This window comes from Pseudarthrobacter sp. SSS035 (assembly GCF_023273875.1).
In the GTDB taxonomy this organism is placed as follows: Bacteria; Actinomycetota; Actinomycetes; order Actinomycetales; family Micrococcaceae; genus Arthrobacter.
On the sequence record NZ_CP096882.1, the window covers coordinates 2495175 to 2510613 of the forward strand.

General features: G+C 65.0%; 14 protein-coding genes. 12 read left to right on the plus strand and 2 right to left on the minus strand.

Annotated features, from left to right (window positions below):
• Window positions 1–602: 602 nt before the first annotated feature.
• Entirely contained in the window at window positions 603–1721 is a 1119-nt protein-coding gene (locus MUN23_RS11495) for a type I restriction enzyme HsdR N-terminal domain-containing protein (RefSeq protein WP_248763926.1), read from the minus strand.
• A 441-nt stretch (window positions 1722–2162) separates the two neighbouring features.
• Between MUN23_RS11495 and MUN23_RS11500 the strand changes: the two genes are divergently transcribed.
• From MUN23_RS11500 to MUN23_RS11555, 12 genes are all read left to right on the plus strand, one after another.
• Window positions 2163–2753: a TerD family protein gene (locus MUN23_RS11500; RefSeq protein WP_056340947.1), complete on the plus strand. Its 591-nt coding sequence runs from the start codon at window positions 2163–2165 to the stop codon at window positions 2751–2753.
• 21 nt (window positions 2754–2774) lie between these two features.
• A complete protein-coding gene (locus tag MUN23_RS11505) occupies window positions 2775–3356 on the plus strand; it encodes a TerD family protein (protein ID WP_248763927.1) in 582 nt (193 codons plus the stop codon).
• Window positions 3357–3394: 38 nt separating this feature from the next.
• Window positions 3395–3976 carry a TerD family protein gene (locus tag MUN23_RS11510; protein WP_248763928.1) on the plus strand — a complete coding sequence of 194 codons (582 nt, stop codon included), beginning with the start codon at window positions 3395–3397 and terminating at the stop codon, window positions 3974–3976.
• A gap of 118 nt (window positions 3977–4094) precedes the next feature.
• Window positions 4095–5288 (plus strand): toxic anion resistance protein, encoded by a 1194-nt coding sequence (locus tag MUN23_RS11515; RefSeq protein WP_248763929.1) that lies wholly within the window; start codon window positions 4095–4097, stop codon window positions 5286–5288.
• 31 nt (window positions 5289–5319) lie between these two features.
• The gene (locus MUN23_RS11520) at window positions 5320–5823 is read left to right on the plus strand and encodes a hypothetical protein (RefSeq protein WP_248763930.1); all 504 of its coding nucleotides are present in this window, start codon (window positions 5320–5322) and stop codon (window positions 5821–5823) included.
• Window positions 5823–6374, plus strand: a complete 552-nt coding sequence (locus MUN23_RS11525) for a TerD family protein (RefSeq protein ID WP_248763931.1) — start codon at window positions 5823–5825, stop codon at window positions 6372–6374. Before MUN23_RS11520 ends, MUN23_RS11525 begins: the two co-directional genes overlap by 1 nt.
• A 3-nt stretch (window positions 6375–6377) precedes the next feature.
• On the plus strand, window positions 6378–7163 hold the full coding sequence (locus MUN23_RS11530) for an FAD-dependent oxidoreductase (protein ID WP_248763932.1): 786 nt from the start codon (window positions 6378–6380) through the stop codon (window positions 7161–7163).
• A 9-nt stretch (window positions 7164–7172) separates the two neighbouring features.
• Complete coding sequence (locus tag MUN23_RS11535) at window positions 7173–8411, plus strand: HpcH/HpaI aldolase/citrate lyase family protein (RefSeq protein WP_248763933.1); 1239 nt, start codon at window positions 7173–7175, stop codon at window positions 8409–8411.
• A complete protein-coding gene (locus MUN23_RS11540; RefSeq protein WP_248763934.1) occupies window positions 8408–10948 on the plus strand; it encodes a phosphoribosyltransferase domain-containing protein in 2541 nt (846 codons plus the stop codon). The genes MUN23_RS11535 and MUN23_RS11540 overlap by 4 nt, the downstream gene beginning before the upstream one ends.
• Window positions 10945–11754 carry an HAD family hydrolase gene (locus tag MUN23_RS11545; RefSeq protein WP_248763935.1) on the plus strand — a complete coding sequence of 270 codons (810 nt, stop codon included), beginning with the start codon at window positions 10945–10947 and terminating at the stop codon, window positions 11752–11754. Before MUN23_RS11540 ends, MUN23_RS11545 begins: the two co-directional genes overlap by 4 nt.
• A 161-nt stretch (window positions 11755–11915) precedes the next feature.
• A complete protein-coding gene (locus MUN23_RS11550; RefSeq protein WP_248763936.1) occupies window positions 11916–13562 on the plus strand; it encodes a serine hydrolase in 1647 nt (548 codons plus the stop codon).
• A 96-nt stretch (window positions 13563–13658) separates the two neighbouring features.
• On the plus strand, window positions 13659–14441 hold the full coding sequence (locus MUN23_RS11555; RefSeq protein WP_248763937.1) for a GPP34 family phosphoprotein: 783 nt from the start codon (window positions 13659–13661) through the stop codon (window positions 14439–14441).
• A 10-nt stretch (window positions 14442–14451) separates the two neighbouring features.
• Here the strand turns inward: MUN23_RS11555 and MUN23_RS11560 are convergent, their stop codons facing one another.
• Window positions 14452–15357: an alpha/beta fold hydrolase gene (locus MUN23_RS11560; protein WP_248763938.1), complete on the minus strand. Its 906-nt coding sequence runs from the start codon at window positions 15355–15357 to the stop codon at window positions 14452–14454.
• Window positions 15358–15439 lie beyond the last annotated feature (82 nt).

The window sequence follows — 15439 nt, forward strand, 5'->3', positions numbered from 1 at the left end:
GGTCCATCCATGTCTCCGGGCTGCGGCCCAGCCGGTAGATGTGCCACGCGCTGCCGGACTTCCACATGTTGGCCCACCAGGACCCGTCGTTCCACGACAGCTTGCCCTGCGACTTGTCCGACCTCGGCGGAGTGGCAACGCCTGAATGACTGACGCTCTGATAGCCGTAATTGCCGGCGGCCCAAGCACGGCTGGAATTACCGAGCAGACTTGTAGCGATGCTTGTGGCGAGGACGAGGGCTTTACTAAGTCAGCGGACGTAGTTTTCATATTCATCGCTGTTTCTACTGGGGATTAAAGTATCCGATTGGGTTAAGCAAGCGTCGACCCAGAAACAACGACGGCTAAATGTAAATGCCAGATATGCCAAAGCGTAGACCAGAAGCGAAAGAATGCGCAACCAATCCCCTATACCTATGTCCAAGGAATGTGCGAAAACCCCTATGCCTAATTAGTGAACGGCGCCACCCAGAGATTCGCCGCCGACGTCGCCACCAAGGTCAACGGCGCCATCCTCGCGTCCGACGGCGGCTGGGCGGCGCTGTAGGGGAGTGGCACCCAACGCCAGCGGACGATGGCGGGAAGTCCCGCCGTCGTTCGCTCTACTTGTTTCGAAGCTTAGGGTCAACGATCTCTGTCCGGATCACTGTCGCCAGCGTCTGGACCGTTGTGGTGATCCCGGTATTCCGCTTGATTTCCTTGCGGATGATGTCCAGCACCGAGTCGGACAGGATGACGTCCAGCAGCGCATCCGGCGACGTTGCCGCGCGGTGCTTCCACAGCTCATCGATCCGACGGCGCTTCAGCGCCTCCCGGTGGAGGAAGAACATTTTGTCCGCTTTTGCCTCCAGCGATTCAGGGCCGAGGAGGTCAACCTCGAAGGCGAGATTCAAAATCACGGGGAGCCCGCCGGTCAGGTGGTAGGCCTGCCAGACCTGGCCGTTGGTGAGGATCATCCATTCCACACCCTCGTTGACCGCATACATTTGGACCTGGCGAAGGTGCCGCTCATTCAGTTTCTGGCTCACCCGCTTGACCTCGATGAAGGCAATCAGCTGCTTGTCAATTCTGACGCCGTAGTCCGCGAAATCCTGCCTGACCATGTATTCGGTGGTCAGGTCTCGGAATTTGTCATAGCCCAAACCCTCGCAGAGCATGTCCGTAATCAAAAGGCGGGTGTCGCCCTCATTGGCATCACGGGTGAGGAGATCGTGGAGTGGTTTGGTGAATCGCTGAACAGCACCTTTAACCTGCTCATGGGCCTCGGACTCCCACTTCGGTCCCTTGACAATGGGGGGAGCGGGTTTGATCTCCGCGATGACTGTGACGGCTTCGGCGGCGTGGCTGCTTCCGTGTTCCGTGTCCGGGGAAACGACCGCCACGAGACTTACTTCCATCACCGGCGGCGCCGGCGCGTCGGCTGAATTTTCGTCGGCTGGTAGGACTTGGAGAGCAGTGGCCGCACTCACGGGACGCGACAATTCGTCGGGGAGCTGGATATGTGGGTCCACGACACCAAAAGCCGCTTGTTTCAACAGCCACTGGATTGTCGGCAACCATGGCTCAACGGCCTCCCTGCTTACTCCCGGGGCCTCGACGGTCCTCGCCGCGGAGATGGCCTCCAGATCGGCAATCCGCGGAACAAGGTGGCCCTGCCCGGCTGCCGCCGTCGCCCACTGGGACAGCACCTGCAGACGCGCCTGATACTTGACGTCAGTCATTTTTCCCCCAATATTGAATTCGATTCGCACTGAACATTAATTCCACGTGAATGTCCAGTAAAAGCCTTCTTGCGTTTGAAATACGCCCAATTAGACGAGACGATACACGGCCGCCTTGTCCGGCCCCGCCCGCGCCACGACTCCAATTCGAACTCAAAGTGCCGCACGCGAAGTTTTCTTGAAAGCATTTGGCTGGTCGAATGTTATTCCGGCCGTAGCGCCGCACCAGGCCTTCGCCGACTCTTTCTCCTTCCGCAGCGTCAGGAAGCTTCGCCATCACCCCGATTCCGGCTAGGATCACTCTCGAACCCCGCCTGATCGGCATGGTCCGTGTCCTCAGCCCCATTTAACTTCACATGTACGCACGGAACTAGCGCATGGGCGGGCTCGTTGGGACTTGAGGACGCGAGTATTTTCAAACTAGCTGGAGGTTGAGAAATTATGGGATTGAGCTTGCAGAAGGGCCAGTCGCTGTCGCTGACCAAAAAAGACGGCGGATCGCTCACTAAGACCAAGATGGGGCTGGGCTGGGACTCGGCGGCTCCGGTCAAAAAGGGCTTTTTCGGAAAGGCCAAGACCGTGGAGGTGGACCTCGACGCGTCGGCCATTTTCTTTGACGCGGCCGGCAAGTCGCTGGATCAGGTCTGGTACAACCAGCTGCAGAGCAAAGACGGCTCCACGCGTCATACCGGGGACAACCTGACGGGCGACGGCGCCGGCGATGACGAGACCATCCTGGTCAACCTGGAGCTCGTCTCCCCGGCCGTGGCACACATCGTGTTCGTCATCAGCAGCTACACCGGCCAGACCTTCGACCAGGTGCAGAATGCCTTCTGCCGCCTAGTGGACGACTCCACGGCAGGAAGCCCGGAAATTGCCAAGTACCAGCTGACCGACTCGGGAACCCATTCGGCCATGATCATGTCCAAAGTTTCCCGTGACGGCGCGGGGTGGACCTTCAAGGCCATCGGCGAGCGGGCCCAGGGCCGCTCGGTCGCGGATCTGATTGCACCGGCTGCTGCCGTCCTCTAGTCGTTCAAAGGATCCCTTATTGTGTCGAGCTTGACCCTTACCAAAGGCAATAATCTCTCACTCACCAAGGCCGATCCGGGGCTGGAACGGGCCCTGATTGGCCTGGGTTGGGATCCGCGGACCACCAGCGGCGAAGCCTTCGACCTGGACGCTTCGGCTCTCCTAGTCGGGGCGGACGGCAAGGTCCGGTCCCAGGACGACTTCATCTTCTACAACCAACTCCAGGCCAAAGACGGTTCGGTAGTCCACCTGGGCGACAACCGCAGCGGTGTGGGCGACGGCGACGACGAACAGATCCTGATCGACCTCAGCCTGATCGCAGCAGATGTGGACCGCGTGGTCATTGTTGTGTCCATAGACCAGGCGGATGCCCGCGGCCAGAACTTCGGCCAGATCCGTGGCGCGTACTGCCGTGTGCTGAACCAGGACACGGACCAGGCAGTGGTCCGCTACGATTTGAGCGAGGACGCGGCACCTGAAACGTCAATGATTTTCGCCGAAATTTACCGCAACCGTGCCGAATGGAAGTTCCGGGCGGTTGGCCAAGGCTATGCCACGGGCCTCCACGGCATCGCCACCGATTTCGGCATCTCACTGGACTAGTTCGCAAGATCGATTCAACACGAAGGAATGGTACAAACATGGCAGGACTAACCCTTACCAAAGGCAGCAATCTGTCCCTGACGAAGAGCGCACCGGGTCTGTCGAAGGCTGTGGTGGGGCTGGGCTGGGACCCGCGTACGACGACGGGTGAGCCTTTCGACCTCGACGCTTCTGCCCTCCTGGTGGCGGCGGACGGCAAGGTCCGGTCCTCCGCGGACTTCATTTTCTACAACCAGCCCGCTGCCGCGGACGGCTCCGTCAGCCACCTGGGGGATAACCGGTCCGGCGAAGGCGCTGGCGACGACGAACAGATCCTGATCGATCTCTCCCTGGTTGCGGCCGACGTCGAGCGCGTTGTCATTGTGGTCTCCATCGACCAGGGAGAAACGCGCGGCCAGAACTTCGGCCAGGTGCGCAGCGCCTACTGCCGCGTGATCAACCAGGTCGACGACAAGGAAATCGTCCGCTACGACCTGAGCGAGGACGCAGCGCCCGAAACGTCGATGATTTTCGCTGAGGTCTACCGCAACAACGGGGACTGGAAGTTCAAGGCCGTCGGACAGGGCTACGCCACCGGACTCGCCGGGATCGCCAAGGACTTCGGCGTCGACCTTAGCTGATTCGTGTTCCGGACTGACGTCCGGAACTGACTGCATCCGCTCCGCATCGTTTCCACCTGAGGTGGTGTCCCGGTTGCTTGTAACCGGGACACCACCGCTCTCTCGAAAAGGCAGCATCATGAATTCTCCGTTGACTCCCCCCGACGCCGCAGAGGCTTCATTGGTGCTTCACGCTCCGGACGCCCCTGCCATAGTCCAGCCCGAAGACGCTCCCGGCATGGTGCCGGTCCCCGACGAACGAAGGGCCGAGATCAATCAGCAGGCCAGGGAGTTCGTGGCCGGTCTGGCCCAACTGGACGCGCGCAGCCCGGAGTTCTCCGCACAGGTCGATGGCATCAACAAGATCGGCAGCGCCGAGATCACAGCGTCCAGCAACTCGTCCAGCAGGCTGCTGGAGCGTTCCTCGACGTCCATTGCCGGCGCCAAGAAGTCCGGGAGCAGCGCCCAGGTTGCGGTGGCCAACACCCTCGGTGAGCTGCGCAGCACGGTGGAGGACCTCACCCCCAACGCGGCAAATATGAGCGTGGGCAAGAAGATCCTGGGCTTCATCCCCGGCGGCAACAAGCTGGCCAAGTACTTCCAGAAATACGAGTCGGCGCAGACCCAGCTGAACCAGATCATCAAGTCCCTGATGACGGGCCAGGACGAGTTGCTCAAGGACAATGCCAGCCTGGCCAACGAAAAAATCCAGCTCTGGGAAACGATGCAGGCGTTGAGCGAGTATGCCGTATTCGCCAAGGCACTGGATGCCGCCTGCGTGGAGAAGATCGACTCCACCCGCGCCGCCGGGCAGATTGCCGAGGCGCAGAAGATGGAGGCGGACGTCCTGTTCCCCGTGCGCCAGCGCCACCAGGACATCCTGACCCAGCTTGCTGTCTCGGTGCAGGGGTACCTGGCGATGGACCTGATCCGTAAGAACAACGTTGAACTGATCAAGGGTGTGGAACGGGCGCGGACCACCACCATCTCGGCCCTGCGCACGGCGGTGATCGTGGCCCAGGCCCTGGCCAACCAGAAGATGGTCCTCGACCAGATCGACGCCGTCAACACCACCACCAACAACATGATCCTGAGCACCAGCGAGATGCTCAAGGACCAGACTTCCCGAATCCACCAGCAGGCTTCCAGCTCCGGGGTCAGTGTGGAGACGCTCCAGAAGGCCTTCGACAACGTGTTCGCCACGATGGACGCCATCGATACCTTCCGGTCGGAAGCTGCCAAGAACATGGAGAGCACCGTCGGCGCCCTCGAAGCCAGCGTGCAGAAGGCCAGGCCCTACCTGGAACGCGCGCGGCAGGGCCAGACAGACTAAGTGACGGCGGAAAGCAGCAGGCGGTACGGCAGTGATTGGTAAGTTCATGGGCTCCCTGTTCGGCGCTGCCCCCGTGCCGGGCATCGCTGAGCAGGCTCCCGAGCCAACGGCCGATGCCGAGTTGACGCAGGCAGCCGCATCCCTGGACAACCTGCGCAGCGCTATCCGGCGCGCAGGCGCTGAACTGCCGACGTCGGTCTCCTCGCAGTTGCGCCAGATCGACGATGTGCTGCGCCCGCTGCTCAGCCATATGGCCGAACAGGGGGCCTCGATGGAACAACAGGTGCTGCTGAATTCCATCGTCTGCAGCTACATCCCGGATCCCCTGCGCACTTACCTGGCGCTGCCGGAAAGTGCCAGGACTGAGGAGTCCGGGCCGACGCGGCTGCTGGCGGAACAGTTCACCACGCTCGAGGAGATCGCCCGGGACCTGGCCAACCAGGTCCGGATCGGCGCCATTGCCGAGCTGTCCACCCACGGCCGCTTCCTCGAGGACAAGTTCGCGCCGTCCACGCTTCGTCTGGAAGGCCGCTGATGGGCAATCTTGTGGCCGGGGCCAACGCCGCACTGACGGCCGAGAACCCCGGACTGAGCAAAATTCTGGTCGGCTTGGGCTGGCAGTCCATCCCCAGCCGGGGTCCCCAGTCCGAGCTGGTTCCCCTGGCGATCATGTGCGACGCCGGCGGCCGGGCCATCTCGAACGCCCACCTGGTGTTTTTCAACCAGATCGCCAGCCCTGAGGGCTCGGTGGCCTTCGCCGGCACCGACGACCAGGAGCAGATCGACGTCGACCTCTCATTGGTACCGGACAGCGTCGCCAAGATTACGTTCATTGTCTACGTCGATCCCGATCTCCGTGGGCCCGGCACCTTCTCCGCCATCCGCAGCCAGTACATCCGGGTTGCCACGGCACAGAACCAGGAGCTGGTGCGCTTCGACATTCCCCAGTCCCCACAGGACAACATCACCGCCATGATGTTCGGCGAGCTGTACCGCCACCGCGAGGACTGGAAGTTCCGGGCCCTGGGCCAGGGCTACACCACCGGCCTGCGCGGCGTGGCGGCCGACTTCCGGTTCGATGTCTAAGCGATGGCACTGAACAGGTCCACCATCCGCACGGACATCGCCTACCTCAGTCGGCGCGTCAAGCCGGCCGCCCGCGCTGAAACATCCGCCCCGGCCACATCCGTCCGGGCGGCAGCGCCGCCGCCGTCGCCGATTTCCCCGGCCGCAGGCCCGACCACCCCGGCAGCCGCGCCGTCGCTGTCGCTGAGCCGATCGCCCGCGCCCACACCACCAGCAGCCACATCAACCGCAAACCCTTCCGCAGCTGCCCGGCCGACAGCCGAGGCCCGGCCCACCAGGCTCTTTCCGGCTCCCGGAATCGGCGACACAAGGCGGCTCGACGCCCAAACGCCGATGATCCGCCTTGACCCGCGCCAGTCAGCGATCGGCAGCCTGCTGGTGACCGGGGCAACCTCGGCGGCATGGGAAAGCTCCGAGCGCGTGACCGGGGCCATGACCGTTGATGGCGCGGTCTCCGGCACTTCCGTCAGGTGTTCGGGAAACCGCCCGCTGGTGGGCTACGTGGACGGAACGGCCGTGGTGGCGCTGCGGCATATCCGCGAACTGCGCCGGGCGCTCTTTGTCGCACCGTATGCGGCCCCCCTGACCGTGGAGATCTTCGACGGCGGCACCGTCACGCTGCCCGCAGCCGAAGGGGAACCCAGATACATCCTGTCCCTGGCCGCGATCGATGGAGTCATCGAGCTGCGCGCCGAACCGGTGCCGGCCACCGCCGACGCCGCCGTGCTCTGGCAGGAATTTGGCTTTTCCATGACCACCCAAGCTGCCGCCCGCCGGCAGGGACGCTGACGGGACGGCATGCGCCACTTCAGTTTTCTTAGCGACGAGCATGCCTCGCGCCTGTTCCACATCGCTCCGCAGGAGCTGAGCCTGGGATCCGCCCCCGCGCTGCTGGCCGTGGCCTTGGGCGCCACGCTCTACACTCCGGCGGACCGCCCGAACCTGGCTAACGACATCAGGAAACAGGCGGCCCGCGGCTGCCTGAGCATGGTGATCTGCCTCGAGGATTCCATCGCTGATGATGCGGTGGACTCCGCCGAGGCCAACGTCGTGAACACGCTGACCCGGCTGCATGCCGCTTCCGCCGGGCCGCGCCGCGGGAGCGGCATCGGCAGCGACGATGACAGGAGTGGCGACCCCGAAGGCGCCTTCCACCCCGACGGGGGGCCCTTGCTGTTTCTCCGGGTCCGCACCCCGGAGCAGATGCTGGGCCTGGCCAGCCGCTGCGGCGGGGCCCTGGACCTGCTGATGGGCTTTGTCATTCCGAAGTTTGAGAATCAGACCGGCCAGGCGCAGCGGTTCCTGGACGCCCTGCATAAGATCAACGCTTCCCGCGGGGGCGGCCGCAGGATGCGGATCATGCCCATCATGGAATCGCCGGTCATGATCCACGGCGAAACCCGGGCCAGTACCTTGTCCGGCATCTGCGACGTGCTGCAGGCCAACCGGGAGGATGTCCTGGCCGTCCGCGTGGGCGCCACGGACATGTCCAGTGCCTTCGGCCTGCGCCGCTCCCGGGACCTGACCATCTATGACGTTAAGGTGGTCGCCTCGGTGATCGGGGACATCGTGAACATGCTGGGCCGGCCGGACGACGGCTTCGTGATCTCCGGCCCGGTGTGGGAGCACTACGGCAACAGCGAGCGGGTGCTGCGCCCCCTGCTGCGGCGCACTCCGTTCGCCGACGCGAATGAGATGCCCCTGCGCGATCGGATTCTGACGGCCAATCTCGACGGACTGATCCGCGAGATCGAACTGGACCTGGCCAACGGGCTGCTGGGCAAGACGGTCATCCACCCCACCCATGTGCCGCTGGTCCATGCCATGTGCGTCGTTAGCCACGAGGAATACGTGGACGCGCTGGAGATCGCCGGGAAGAACGGCGGCGGCGCCTCGGCCTCTCCCTACGGCAACAAGATGAATGAGATGAAGCCCCATCAGGCATGGGCCGGCCAGACGCTGCTGCGTGCCGCAGCCTTCGGTGTTGCCGCCGAGAACATCACCTACGTTGACCTTCTGGAAGCGAGCATGAATTGAGCCAGCACCCCTGGACCGGCGGCTTTGTGCGGGACGCGCTCGGCGTCGGCATCACCACGGACCACTCCGCCGGCCTGCTGCCGGTCGAGGACCTCGTGGGACTGGCACTGCGCCGCAACCCCAAGCGGGCCCATCTGCTGGTGTCCCGCGTGCTGGGCAAACACGTCCCGTCGGAACCCGGGCTGGTCATGGCCGCCGGTGAGCTGCTGGGGGTTCTCGTCAGTGAGGCGCTGGCCGACTCCCCGGAACCGCTGCCGGCCTCCCGGACCATTGCTGCCGGGCTCGCCGCGGTCCTGCGAGGGGAAACGCACGACGACGGTCGGCGGGCCGCGTTGCAGAGCCTCCGGCGGCAGCTCGCCGGGTTGAAGTCCCGCAACCCGCAGATCATCACCATCGGCTACGCGGAGACGGCCACCGGCCTGGGCCGGCTTGTGGCCGACACGATCGGTTCGTATTACATCCACTCCTCCCGGCACGCCCCGGCGGGCGCCTCAGCCTACGGGTCCTTCGAGGAATCACATTCGCACGCCACCTCACACCGGCTGCTCCCCACGGATCCGCGGCGCCTGAACGCCCCTGAGCCGGTGGTGCTGGTCGACGACGAACTCAGCACCGGGGCCACGATCGTCAACACCATCACTGAACTCCACGCCCTGGCGCCGCATCCCAGCTACACGGTTGCCACGCTTGTGGACCTGCGGACACCGGGTGACCGGGCCAGGTTCGACGAACTGGCGGAACGGCTCGGAACCCGCATCCGGGTGGTGGCCCTGGCCACGGGACAGATCACCCTGGGCACGGACATTCTCCAGCGCGCCGACGAGGTGGTGGCGTCGCTGTCCCAGACGCCGGCAACCCCGGGAGAGGCACCTGGAACGGTGACCTTCCTCAACGCCGGCGCAGCTGTCCGCAGCGACCGGTTCGGCAACGGCGGTTCCCCTTCGGCGGCCATGCTGGCCGACATCGGGGAATCGATCCAGCAAGTGCTTCCGCAGGGGGCAATCGATGAACCGGTCCTGGTCCTGGGCAGCGAGGAGTTCATCCACGTGCCCCTGGCCGTTGCCGCTGAGCTGGACCGGCTGAATCCGGACCGCGTCGTCCGGTTCTCCACCACCACCCGATCCCCGATTGTCGCCCTTGACCGCCCGGATTACGCCATCACCAGCAGTGTTCAGTTCGCCAGCCATGACACCACTGTGGACGGGCCCGGTGTGCGCTTCGCCCACAATGTTTCCCCCGCCGGCCGCAGATTCGGCACGATCGTCCTGATGCCCGAACCCGGAACCACCGCGGATGTCCTCGCGGGTCCCGGCAGCGTATCGGAGGTGCTCAGCGCCGTCTGCCGCGCGGTCGTCGTCGTCCTCCTGCCCGCCTCGCCCGTCCTCCCGGCGCCGCTGGCCGGACCGGCGTTCGGGTCCTACGCGCCGGACGACGTCACCTGGCTGCTGAAGGACATCGGTGATGCCGCGCTGGAAGCGCCGGCGGCCGATCGTGAAGCCGCGATGCAATCGGTCCGGGGGAGCTATGCAGAATCCCTGCCGATCGAATATTCGCCCTCGCAGGAGTACCAGCAGCTGTACCGGGACGCCTTGGACCGCTCCGCCGCGCGCGTAGCGCAGGCCGTGGGCACCGTGACCGAGATGGCACTGGCCGCGCGCGGCAACCGGCCGGTGCTGGTTTCCCTGGCCAGGGCCGGCACACCGGTGGGCATCCTGATGCGCCGCTGGGCGCAGCAGATCCACGGCTTCGACCTGCCCCACTACACCATGAGCATCGTGCGCGGTGTCGGCCTGGACCAGACGGCGCTGCGATACCTGGCCGCCCACCATGACCCGGAGCAGATCCTCTTCGTGGACGGCTGGACCGGAAAAGGCGCGATCACCCGCGAGCTCTCGGCCGCCGTCGACCGCTTCGCCGAAACCGACGGTGTTGCCTTCCCGAAGGACCTCGCCGTTCTCGCCGATCCCGGGCACTGCGCCGACATGTACGGCACCCGCGAGGACTACCTCATCCCCTCCGCCTGCCTGAACTCGACCGTGTCCGGGCTCGTGTCCCGCACGGTCCTGAACGCCGAGTTCATCGGCCCCGACGACTTCCACGGGGCCAAGTTTTATGACCAGCTGCGCGGTGACGACGTTTCACGGGATTTCCTCGCCGCCGTCTCCGCCCATTTTCCAGCGGTCGAAGCGTCCGCCCGGGCAGCAGCCGGGGCCCTGCTGGCCGAGGACCGGACGCCCACCTGGGCCGGCAGGCTCGCCGTGGAAGGCCTCGGCCGGGAACACGGGATCTTCGACCTGAACCTGATCAAACCCGGAGTCGGCGAGACAACACGGGTGCTGCTGCGCAGGGTGCCGTGGAAGGTCCTGGTGCGTCCAGATGCCGCACCCGAGATAGCCCACATCCTGCTGCTGGCCCAGCAGCGCGGTGTCCCGGTGCTGGAGGTGCCGGACCTGCCCTTCAGCTGCGTGGGGCTCATCGAGCCGACGTTCAGCGGGGTATCGGATGCCGATGGAGTTCCTGCGGCGGCCGCCCTGTGAATTCCGTCCTGGTGGCTTCGGACCTTGACCGGACCCTCATCTATTCCGCGAAGGCCTTCTTCCTGGACGTCCCCGACCACCTGGCACCGGACATGGTGGTTGCGGAGCTCCACGAGGGGGTGCCGATCTCGTTTATGACCCGCACCGCCGAGCGGCTGCTGCTCGAACTGACGCGGACAACCATTTTCGTCCCGGTGACCACCCGGACCGAGGCCCAGTACCGGCGGGTCCGGCTGCCCGGAGCCGTGCCTGAATACGCGGTCACCACCAACGGCGGTGTCCTGCTCAAGAACGGCCAGCGGGACATCGAGTGGCAGGCCGCCGTAGAGGAACGGGTCTCGGAAGGCTCCGCGCCGCTGCCCGTCATCGAGGAATTTCTGTCCCGCGAGGCATACCGGCCCTGGATCCTCCGGCTGCGCCGGGCCGAAGAACTCTTCCTCTACGCCATGGTGGACCGGGAGATTATGCCCGCGGAATTCGTGCGGGAGCTCGACGCATGGTGTGCCTCGCTCGGCTGGACGGTGTCCGTCCAGGGCCGCAAGCTCTACTGTGTGCCGCACGCGGTGACGAAGAACAGCGCCGTCGCAGAAGTCGCCCGGCGGACTGGGGCCTCCCGGGTGATCGCCGCCGGGGATTCGCTGCTGGACGGGCCGATGCTGGCCGAAGCCGACGTCGCCTTCCGTCCCTCCCACGGAGAACTCGCCGACGTCGACTTCCGCAGGGATCACCTGCGCGTCACCGATGCCCGCGGCATCCTGGCAGGCGAAGAAATCTCCCGGCGGATACATGCGCTGGTCCAGCACTAAGCAGGCGTCTACAGTCGGCCGCCTGCCCGGCCTTGGACAACGCCCCCCCTATTTCCCCGGCAGCCATTGCCTGGCTGCAGCGCGCGGGTTCACTATGGATGGAAACGGGAAGGCCGGCTCGGTCCGGCGCGCTCACCGCCTGACGGCTCAAGGGAGAGTCCATGGACAGCACCGGTTTTGTTTCCCCGGACCGACGTTCGCTGCTGAAGGCGGCCGGGATTGGGGCAGCCAGTATTGCAGCCCTGCCCCTGCTGTCCTCCTGCACCGGTGAACCCGCGCGGCTGGCGTCGTCGGCGTCGCCACCACTGCTCCCCGCCCCGCCGGGACAGGTCGGACCACTGCTGGACCGGGCGAAGGTGACAAACGCCTTGACCGTGCTGGACGGATTGGTCGCCGAAGCCATGGACAGCACCGGGCTCCCGGGAATGGCTGTCGCCGTGGTGTACCAGGATGAGGTGGTGTACTCCAAGGGTTTTGGGGTCCGGGAAGTCGGTAAGCCGGAGGAGATCGGTCCTGACACGGTGTTCCAGGTGGCTTCTGTGTCCAAGCCGCTGGCGTCAACAGTGGTGGCAGGGTTGGTGGGGCAGCAGGTCGTCAACTGGACCGACGCCGTCATTGAACACAATAAGAACTTCGCGCTCAAGGATGACTACGTCACGCGGAATGCGAGCTTTGCTGATCTGCTCTCCCACCGCAGTGGGTTGAAAACGAGCTCGGGTGATCTGCTGGAGGACCTCGGATTCGATCGGGCGTACATCCTCGGCCACCTCCATCAGGAGCCCCTTGATACGTTCCGGTCCAGCTACAACTACAGCAATTTCGGCTACACGGAAGCCGGCCAGGCAGCAGCCGACGCGATGAAAACGACCTGGGAAGACCTGGCCGACGGGGTCCTGTTCCGGAAGCTGGGCATGACCGCCAGCAGTTACCGTCACTCGGACTACGAGAAAGCCACCAACAAGGCCATCCTTCACGTGCCGTTCGGGAACAAGGAGTGGGCAGCGAAATACCGCCGCAACGCCGATCCCCAGGCTCCGGCCGGGGGCGCGAGCTCGTCGGTGCGGGACCTGGCCCAATGGCTCCGGCTGCAGCTCGGAAACGGCAGTTACGAGGGCAAACCCGTTATTGATCCGGCTGCCCTCCAAACCACCCACGTGCCCCATATAGTCTCCGGCCCGGCGTCGGCCCCGGCTGCCCGCTCCCGTTTCTACGGCCTGGGCTGGAACGTCTCCTACGACGACCAGGCCCGTGTCCAGCTGGGACACTCCGGGGCCTTTAACTTTGGCGCAGCCACCGCGGTCTCGATGCTTCCGGGTGAACAACTGGCCATTGTGGCCCTGACCAACGGGCGCCCCCAGGGGATTCCTGAAGCAATCAACGCTGGCTTTCTGGATGCAGCCCAGCACGGATCACCCACTGTGGATTGGCTGGCATTCACCGCCGGCGTCTTCAAACAAATCGATGAGTCCGAGAAGCCTGAGGTCGACTACACCAAGACCCCGGCTACCCCCACTCCTCCCCGGACAAACACTGCCTACACAGGCACCTATGACAACACCTACTATGGCCAGCTTGTGGTCCTCGAAGACGGCGGAAAACTGGCCATGAGACTGGGACCGTCTGGCAGTCCCACGACTTTCCCGCTGACCCACTTTGACGGCGACACGTTCAGCTTCGAATCCATCGGAGAAAACGCCAACGGCCTGGCCGGTGCACTGTTTGCAGGAGCAGGCGGCGGTTCCTCGCCAAGTGTCACCCTGGACTTCTACGACAGAACCGGGCTGGGGACATTCACTAGGGCCTCGTAAGCGGCACCCCACGCAAGCGGACGACGGCGGGACGCCCCGCCGTCGTCCGTTCAAATTCTCATTGTGGTGGGCGCCCAACAGGGCCACCATGTTCGTATGGACGCTGAAACACCGAAGGCGGCGGAGCTGAACCTTCCCCAGGCCTTCCTCCTTCTGGCAACGAACGACATGAACGGCAAACCTGAAGTGCCGGTGTTCGCACTCAGGACCACTGTGGCAGGGGCAATATTGGCCGAGCTGGACCTGATCGGTGGGATCGAGCTGCAGGGCAAGCGCGTCAGGGCCACCGGCGACGCCCCGCAAACGGACTTCCAGCGCGAGCTCGAAGTCATCCGTGGCAAATCCCGGCCCCACTCTCCCAAGGGGTGGGTGGGCATGCTGGAGGGCCGCGCCGTGGTGCAGCGTGTCTACGAGGGCATGGCGTCACTGGGCATCGTGGAACATGTCGGCGAAAAGCACCTGGGCCGGTTCCGGGCCGTGCGGTACCCGGAGAAGGATCATGCTCCGGAGGCGGCGCTCCTGGAAAAGATCCAGGCCGCCCTCAGCGGCCCGCCGTCCGAACTTGAGCCGCCGGATACCACGGCGACCGATGCCGGCTCTGATGCGGGGACCAGTGATGCCGGGTCTGATGCGGGGGCGTCCGAGGCCACGAAGGCAGGTGCCGGGGCGACTGGTGCCAAGCCTGATTCGAAGGCGCCCGATGCCAGGACCATTGTGCTGATCGCCCTGCTTCAGGCGGCCGGAATGCTCGGCAAGCTCTTCCCGGCGGCAGATCTGACCCGGGCAACTGAGCTGTCGAAGGACTATTGGCCGTCCCGCGCGGTGGAGGACGAACTTCGGATGATCAGGCTGGCGGAGCAAGAAGCCGCAAATTTGTGATTTAACGCCGTCACAGTGACCACAGCTCCTTGAGCAGTTGCTGCACGTGCTCCGGCTGCTCGACGTTGGCGAAGTGGCCGCAGCGCGGGATCGTCACGGTCCGGACGTCCGGAATTGTGGCGTCCAGCCTGTCCAGGTCGGACAGAGACGTGAACACGTCAGTGTCCCCGCGGGTCGCCAGAACGGGGCACCGGACGCCGCGCCACTGGTCAAAGTCATAGTGCGCCACTGCCCGGGCGGCCGCGGAGAAGCTGGCCGGACGGGCGTCGCGGCCGAGCCCGCGGACCACCCCCGCGGACATGCCTGCGGGATCGGCGAACAGCGGTGACGTCAACGGTCCCATCACAGGGGTGGCGCCGACTGCACGGACCAGGGCCAGCCCTGCCGGACCCAAGGCCGCCAGTGAGCGCATCAGCAGCCTCATGCCGACAAACGCCGGGAACCGCGACAGGCTGGACAGCGGCTCGCGGACGGCCTCAGACACGCCGAATGTTGTGGCCGAAATGGCGGCAACGCTCGCGGTCCGCTCCGGCCACGCCGCGGCGATATGCAACGCAAGGAAGCCTCCCATGGAGTGGCCCACGAGGTTCCATCGCGGGTAGCCGAGACAGGCCAGCACCTCGGTGACGGCGCGTGCCATGGCCTCGATGCCGAAGTGTTCCAGCCGGGCGCCCTCGGTGGATTCGCCCCAGCCCGGCAGATCAATCAGGACGCGATCGCGGGGCGATGGGTCGGCAAGCAGCGGCTGGAAGGTGGTCCACGATCCCGCGGCGCCGTGAAGGTACACCTCCACTGTGGCGGGCGCCGGGAACCCGGTGCCCTGTTGGACGCGCACCGTGCACGGGCCCAGCCCGGTTGGAATGATGTGCCGCCGCAGCGTGCCCGCCCACGTCGCGGATTCCTGCCGAACGCTCATGCCCGCCTTCCTCTGGTGATCTCTACCAAGGATTCGGAGCCGCGGCGTGACTGGACCGGACCGGATGTGCGGAGCACAGCTG

Excerpts from the sequence above, each read along its gene's own strand:
- MUN23_RS11550 (WP_248763936.1), top strand. The coding sequence starts at position 11,916 with ATGGACAGCACCGGTTTTGTTTCCCCGGACCGACGTTCGCTGCTGAAG.
- MUN23_RS11555 (WP_248763937.1), top strand. The coding sequence starts at position 13,659 with ATGGACGCTGAAACACCGAAGGCGGCGGAGCTGAACCTTCCCCAGGCC.
- MUN23_RS11510 (WP_248763928.1), top strand. The coding sequence starts at position 3,395 with ATGGCAGGACTAACCCTTACCAAAGGCAGCAATCTGTCCCTGACGAAG.
- MUN23_RS11495 (WP_248763926.1), bottom strand. The coding sequence starts at position 1,721 with ATGACTGACGTCAAGTATCAGGCGCGTCTGCAGGTGCTGTCCCAGTGG.
- MUN23_RS11530 (WP_248763932.1), top strand. The coding sequence starts at position 6,378 with ATGGCACTGAACAGGTCCACCATCCGCACGGACATCGCCTACCTCAGT.
- MUN23_RS11535 (WP_248763933.1), top strand. The coding sequence starts at position 7,173 with ATGCGCCACTTCAGTTTTCTTAGCGACGAGCATGCCTCGCGCCTGTTC.
- MUN23_RS11525 (WP_248763931.1), top strand. The coding sequence starts at position 5,823 with ATGGGCAATCTTGTGGCCGGGGCCAACGCCGCACTGACGGCCGAGAAC.
- MUN23_RS11515 (WP_248763929.1), top strand. The coding sequence starts at position 4,095 with ATGAATTCTCCGTTGACTCCCCCCGACGCCGCAGAGGCTTCATTGGTG.
- MUN23_RS11560 (WP_248763938.1), bottom strand. The coding sequence starts at position 15,357 with ATGAGCGTTCGGCAGGAATCCGCGACGTGGGCGGGCACGCTGCGGCGG.
- MUN23_RS11500 (WP_056340947.1), top strand. The coding sequence starts at position 2,163 with ATGGGATTGAGCTTGCAGAAGGGCCAGTCGCTGTCGCTGACCAAAAAA.